Below are 6,462 nucleotides of genomic sequence, written 5' to 3'. Positions count from 1 at the left end.
ATTAAGATGTCTGTCGCTGTTGTCAATTCCATAAATAAAATCTGCAATCCCTTTTTGTCTTAGTTTTAATGCAATTGACCCTCCGATTAAACCTACTCCAATAATACTAATTTTCATTTCTGATATTTTTAAAATAAAAAACCCCGTCCAGGACGAGGTTTTAAGTTATATACATAAGAATCCTATCCCAGATCTGAGGTAAAAATTCTATAATAATATGTTCCGTTATTCGTATTCACCAGGCGAAGGTATAAAATATTTTTGAAATTTCCTGTTTTTTTAGCATAGAAGCCACCATAAATTGAAACTGTAGAAATAACCATTTTTGAAAACAAGGAAAAAAGCATTTTCACTTTCTTTGCCCAAATAGAACCTGTACTGAAATTCATCCTTATTGGCTCCTTCTTCCCGTTTTGCCTTTGGGAAAAGCTTTTCAAATTCTTCCATACTTGTTGCATGATTCAGGATAATATGGTGGGAAACCACTTCCAATGTATTTTTATCGGCAAAGGCATCATCGAACAATACCAGATGTTTATTGGTAATGAATGAAGCTTTATGGGTATATATCGTAGTGATTTTCCCATCAAAGTTTTCATACACTCCGCTATTGGCATCACGTTTACCATAGGTATCATCCATCCATTTTTGATCTAACCATTCGAATGGATTGCCGCATTCCCATAGTTCTGTTATTATGGAGTCGGATTTGGGATATTGTTTTTCAAACTCACTTTTCAAAACCATGGGCTTACTTCCGTTAATCCGAATATTTTCCAGTGAAAGTGTTGTATCTAAATACGTGACGGAAGTATTTTTTGCTGGAATAGAATCTTTTCGTGAAGCGAGAGTAGTATCGACTTTTTTCTTATTTACTGAAACTTTTGTTTCTTTTTTCTGGCATCCCGCCAACAGGATAATGACTATTCCAAACAGATAAGCAGATGTATTCATTCATATATTTAAGCTCTAAATATAGGCCTTTTAAATAGAATTAATGAAATTATTTAAGGGTTTGAAATAATGAGTGTCGAGGGGATATCCGATAGCCAGAAGCTTTTTGTATCGATCAGGTTTTTCCAGCTTTTGCTGCTGATCAGCATTAAATCCTGAGAGCTCAAAAATTCCTTTTCAATCTTTTTTTCGTTATACAGCGTAATATGATTCGGAGCTACCTGTTCAATACTTCGGATCAGTTCTTTTACTTCAATATTATTACGGATCTGTCCGGCAACATCCAAAATAATGATCTGGGAATTGTTATTGTTGATGAGCCTTTTTGCATATTCAAGCAAATAAAAATCGCTGAGTTTGAAAATAGGAACAAAAACCCTGTCTGCAGACTGAAAATCTTTATCAACCATCACTCCGACAGGAATATGGGTCTTATCTAAAATCTGTAAAGTAAAATCGTCAAAAGGGGAGTTGTTGAAAATATAACTTTTACCCTTTACCGTATTGAGAAGTTTTTCAGGATTGATGATTTTAGTAGTGAAGCCCAATAGTCTTCCAAGTAAGCTTCCTTCGTACATGGATTTTCCAAGCATGATGAGAAGCAGATCATAATTTCCTTTGTTGGATATGCTGGTCAGATCATTTTCAATATCTGTAGAAGCCTTGAATAACGTGGTCACCTGAAGCTTAAGGTCATGGGATGTTTCTATAACATTTTTGAATTGCTGACTTTCATATTCGTCAATTTCATAGGCATGCATTTCGTCCACCGGAGCAATATTCATTGCCGTGATGCTTTTGTTTCCGTTCATTTTATTGGTGAAATCATGAGCCAGTCTTAGCAAAGTGCTACCTGCTTCCGGTTTATCGAATGACAGCAAAACACGATATTTGGAATCATTTTCAGGATGTTCGGTTTCATCTTTTTTAGATTTGAACAAGAAGTTGATGAAATCCAGCGCAGGCCCTGTCATGAAAGTTGTGAATAAAGCCATAATCACCATCATGGCAAAAATTTCAGGGCTTAACACTCCTAAATCATACCCGATATTGAGAACAATGAGCTCCATCAAGCCTCTGGTATTCATCAGAGCACCGATCGTTAAGCTTTCTTTCCAGTTGATTCCAAGAAACCTTGCCGTCAAAGCGCTACCTGCGAATTTTCCTACCACTGCGGTTAAAATAATGAATCCTGCCGTTATCCATAAATGAGTATCGTTTAAAAGGCCTATCTGGGTACGGAGACCTGTAAATACGAAGAATAGGGGAAGTAAGAGTACCAATGCCACATCTTCCACCTTATCGATAAAAAGAGTACGGAATTTGGCATTTTCAGGCATGATTGCTCCCGCCATAAAAGCTCCAAATAAGGCATGAATGCCAATCACTTCTGTGGCATAGGCAGAAAGGATAAGGGTGAGAAAAAATATCGCCACCATTGGCTTGCTGATGGTATTTTTGCCTGCCTGTAAATCTCCCACTCTTTTTAAGAAGGGCTTTACGATCTTGATCATGAGAAATACATAGGCAATCGCCATAATAATAACATAGATGGAGCTGGCAAAAGAACCCGCTTTTACAATTGCAATAACTGCCGCCAGAATACACCATGCCGTAATATCATCAGCGGCGGCGCAGGTGATCACAATGGTCCCAAGCTTTGTCTTCTGAAGATTTCTTTCCTGTACAATCCTTGCCAATACCGGAAAGGCAGTAATACTCATGGCAATGGCAATGAATAAAGCAAAGGAGGTAAACTGAATCCCATCCGGTGCAAATTCCTGATAAATAAAATAGGAGAGCCCGATTCCCAAAGCAAACGGAATAATGATGCTTGCATGACTGATGACAACGGCGTCATGAGCTTTTTTTCTCAAAACACTTAAATCCAGCTCCATTCCCACAATATACATGAAAAGAATAAGCCCGATCTGGCTTAAAAACTGTAAGTTTCCTAATGATTCTTTTGGGAAAAGAAAGGCTGAGAACTCAGGGAAATACATTCCTACGAGCGAAGGACCCAAAACGATACCTGCCAGCATTTCCCCAATTACGGTAGGCTGCTTTATTTTCATACAGATCCAGCCGAATAATCTTGCCACCAGAATGATGGTGACAATTTGTGCCAGTAACAGAGCTAAAGGATGATGAAGATTGGTTTTGAATGACTCAACGAAATTATCCCACGTAGAGCCCGTACTGGTTTTTACAACAATACTTTCTTTTCCCTCTAATGTCTGTCCTTCGATAATGAAGAAATACATAAGACAGGAAAACACGATGATGGTGCTGATGTAAAAAATGATGCTTTTATATTTCCCCCAATTCATGGTTCTGTTATTTGATGCAAAGTTGAGAAGAATATATGGATGTTAAATTAAATTCTATATAAAATGTAACAAAGATTACAAAAAATGTAATGAAACTTTACTTTCCAAACAGTTCCGTGAATGCACTTTTATAGGCCTCTCCAATAGGTAATTTGAGGGAACTTTCACCATCTGTTGAGAGGGTTGTGATGATTTCATTGGTAGAGAATACCTTAATGCAGGAAAGAGCAATAATCTCCTTTTTGTTAACCTGTGCAAAATCTTTGGCGGGCAGCATTTCCAGCAGGTTTTTGAAGTTCAGATTCTTCAAAACGATGGTAGTGCCATCAGTGAGAGTGATGTCTTTATCACGGCTGTCGATCTCGGAGGTTTTGATGTAAGCAATCTGTTCCGTGAATATAATGCCCTTCCCCATATTGGTGTTCCACTCAATGAAATCCTTTTTCTGGGATGCGGAAACTAATTGTTGTGCCTTCTCAAATGCCTGGATCAGTCTTTCTTTTTTGATAGGTTTTCGGACATAATCTACTACATTAAGGTCAAATGCTTCAGCCGCATATTCCTTATAAGCTGTAGTGAAAATGATTTTCTTTGAGGCAGACATCAGTTCGGCCACCTGAAGTCCCGTCATTCCCGGCATTTCTATATCTAAAATACAGACATTGCAATCAATCTGATCGATTTCGGTTAAAAAGATTTTAGGATCATTAAATGCTTTTACCACTTCCACATGATCAATCTGTTCACATAGAAGCTTGAGATAGCTTATTGCCAGTAATTCGTCATCAAGAATAACGCATTTTATCATAGAATTCTCCTAAGTTGATGTGTAATTCGGCAGTGAAGATACCATTTTTTGAACTTTTGGTAAGCCTGTAATGATTATTGTAGATCATTTTCAGCCTCTGATCAAGGGACTGGCTTCCGAAGCCACTTTTTTCTTTTTCCAGCACATTTTTCAGAGAAGCTTTATTGCTTACTTTCATGATGAAAACTCCGTCCTCAAGTTCCATGTGAATAGAAATAAATGAATCCTGTGCTAAAAAATCGGTGTGCTTAAAAGCATTTTCAATCAGATCCACCGAAATCAACGGTGCAAAAACCTTTTCTTCATAGATCGCATCGGATTTATTGATCCTGGATTTGATCCTGAAATCGAAAAGAGGATTGATTTTAATTTTATTGATTTCGATGAGGCTTAAGGCAAAATTCAGCTCTTCTTTAGGACTTACGAATTTGTTATTGCTTTCATATAAAATATAATCCAGGACATTGGCAAGCTTATCCAGAGACATATACGTCTGATAGGCATGCGACTGGATAGAATTCAGGATATTTTTGAATAAATGAGGGTTCAGTTTAGTTCCGATGTGTTCCAGCTGAACCTCATTGAGCTTTTGTTCAATCAGCTTATTGGTTTCAGAAAGCCTGGTATTCCTCTGTTTAAGCTTTCTGTTTTGGCCCCACAAATAAATACTGACCGTAAGAAAAAAGAAGACGGCAAAAACTCCAATGAATATCAGATAATCATGGATCATATAATAATTGCCTTCCATAAAGAGTTATTTAAGCTTTTTAAGACTGTTCAGTTTTGCGGTTTCTTCACATTTTTCAAATGTGATTTCATATACCGGATTTTCTTTTGGATACATCATCAGATAATCAGGACACGATTGCTTTTGTGCGTGGCTACGGTCAAAATCTATTTTTCCGTTAGTAATGATACTGTCTTTCAGGAATTTTTCATCAATCTTATAGGCTGTCATTTCGCTTTTAAAACTTTCGGAATATGTGAAATCTTTAGAAAGTGTTTCTGCAATCACACGGCTGTTCGGTAGATAGCCGCTGCAGCTTGCTCCTTTTTTGTTTAAAATAAAAAATACAATGATAAGTCCTGGAATAAGACCAATTAAATAGAATTTCAGTTTTTTCATTAGAAAATTAAAAGATTGATATCGTGGTATGTAAGTCCGAAACGATCGCAGATAATTTTTTTAGTGTGCCTTCCTTTGTACATATATAAGCTCTGCTTCATTTCATTTTTACGGATCAGCATGTTTTCAAACCCGCCTTCTTCATCATAGTTCAGGATATAGGAAAGGAAGAAGTTGGAAATGGCTTTGGTAGTGGTTCTCGGCATTTTTGAGGTAAGATTCGGAAGCCCGCAATGGATTACCCCGTGTTTGATGATATAAGGTTCTTCCATAGTGGTAAGCTCGGAAGTTTCAATGACCTTTCCATTATCAATGGTAATATCAATAATGACACTTCCTTTTTTCATTTTGGCTACCATTTCCTCAGTAACGATAGGAGTCATGTTTAATCTTGGAAGAGCCCCGATTACCACGTCGGCACGTCTTAATGCTTTGCTCAATTCCTTAGGGTCTATGATGGAGGTAGGAACTCTGCTGTCTACCAGGGTATGAAGCCTTCTCAGCTTTGAAAGGGAGTTATCAAAAACCCTTACACTTGCACCAAGTCCGATAGCGGCTTTGGTAGCAAATTCACCTACGATTCCGGCCCCAAGAATAACCACTTCGGTAGGTCTTACGCCTGTGATTCCGCCTAACATTAAACCGTTTGATAAGGCTAATAATTCAGAAGCATATAGAATAGAAACTGTACCGGCGATTTCGCCAACCAGTCTTACTAATGCAAGTTGTTTATATTCGTCTACAATAAATTCAAAAGCGATGGCATTGATTTTTTTCTCCGCCAGTTTCAGGAAATAATCTTTATCTCTTAAATTAATCTGAAGTGCTGAAACCAGGTAGGTATTCGGCTTCATAAATTCTATTTCCGCTTCTGTAGGCGGGTTTACTTTAAGAATAAGATCCTGTCCGAAAGCTTCTTTCGGATCATTGGTAATTTTTGCTCCTGATTCGGAATATTGTAAATCCGTAAAAAATGAACCTTGTCCAGCTCCCGATTCTACAATGATTTCATGGCCGTGTTCTACCAGTACCTGTACAGCGTCCGGTGTAATGCAAGTTCTTCTTTCGTGAAGACAGGTTTCTTTAGGAATCCCAATACTGAACTGTTTTCCTTTTTTTATAACCTCCAATTTTTCTTCCTTCGGCATCAATTCTTCTTCGGTGAAAGGAGTAAAAATATTTGTGGTGCTCATTCTTACGTTAAATTAGTTCTTACAGATAATTATTGTACAATCAAATTTATG

General features: G+C 37.4%; 6 protein-coding genes. All 6 read right to left on the bottom strand.

Features of this window, described 5'->3' with window-relative positions; genetic code table 11:
• Window positions 1–279: 279 nt before the first annotated feature.
• The 6 genes from ACGHIN_RS06390 to ACGHIN_RS06365 all read right to left on the bottom strand — a co-directional run bounded on the left by ACGHIN_RS06390 (window position 280) and on the right by ACGHIN_RS06365 (window position 6,411).
• Window positions 280–954 (bottom strand): hypothetical protein, encoded by a 675-nt coding sequence (locus tag ACGHIN_RS06390; RefSeq protein ID WP_390451885.1) that lies wholly within the window; start codon window positions 952–954, stop codon window positions 280–282.
• A 53-nt stretch (window positions 955–1,007) separates the two neighbouring features.
• Window positions 1,008–3,284, bottom strand: coding sequence for a cation:proton antiporter (locus tag ACGHIN_RS06385; protein ID WP_390451883.1), 2,277 nt, complete (start codon window positions 3,282–3,284; stop codon window positions 1,008–1,010).
• 97 nt (window positions 3,285–3,381) lie between these two features.
• Window positions 3,382–4,092: a LytR/AlgR family response regulator transcription factor gene (locus ACGHIN_RS06380; RefSeq protein ID WP_390451881.1), complete on the bottom strand. Its 711-nt coding sequence runs from the start codon at window positions 4,090–4,092 to the stop codon at window positions 3,382–3,384.
• Window positions 4,070–4,840: a sensor histidine kinase gene (locus tag ACGHIN_RS06375; RefSeq protein ID WP_390451880.1), complete on the bottom strand. Its 771-nt coding sequence runs from the start codon at window positions 4,838–4,840 to the stop codon at window positions 4,070–4,072. Before ACGHIN_RS06375 ends, ACGHIN_RS06380 begins: the two co-directional genes overlap by 23 nt.
• A 6-nt stretch (window positions 4,841–4,846) precedes the next feature.
• Entirely contained in the window at window positions 4,847–5,218 is a 372-nt protein-coding gene (locus ACGHIN_RS06370; protein WP_390451878.1) for a hypothetical protein, read from the bottom strand.
• Window positions 5,218–6,411 (bottom strand): alanine dehydrogenase, encoded by a 1,194-nt coding sequence (locus ACGHIN_RS06365; protein ID WP_390451876.1) that lies wholly within the window; start codon window positions 6,409–6,411, stop codon window positions 5,218–5,220. The genes ACGHIN_RS06370 and ACGHIN_RS06365 overlap by 1 nt, the downstream gene beginning before the upstream one ends.
• Between the last annotated feature and the right edge of the window lie 51 nt (window positions 6,412–6,462).

This window comes from Chryseobacterium barbadense (assembly GCF_042849955.1).
GTDB lineage: Bacteria > Bacteroidota > Bacteroidia > Flavobacteriales > Weeksellaceae > Chryseobacterium.
This window is presented reverse-complemented; position numbering and strand designations above follow the sequence as displayed.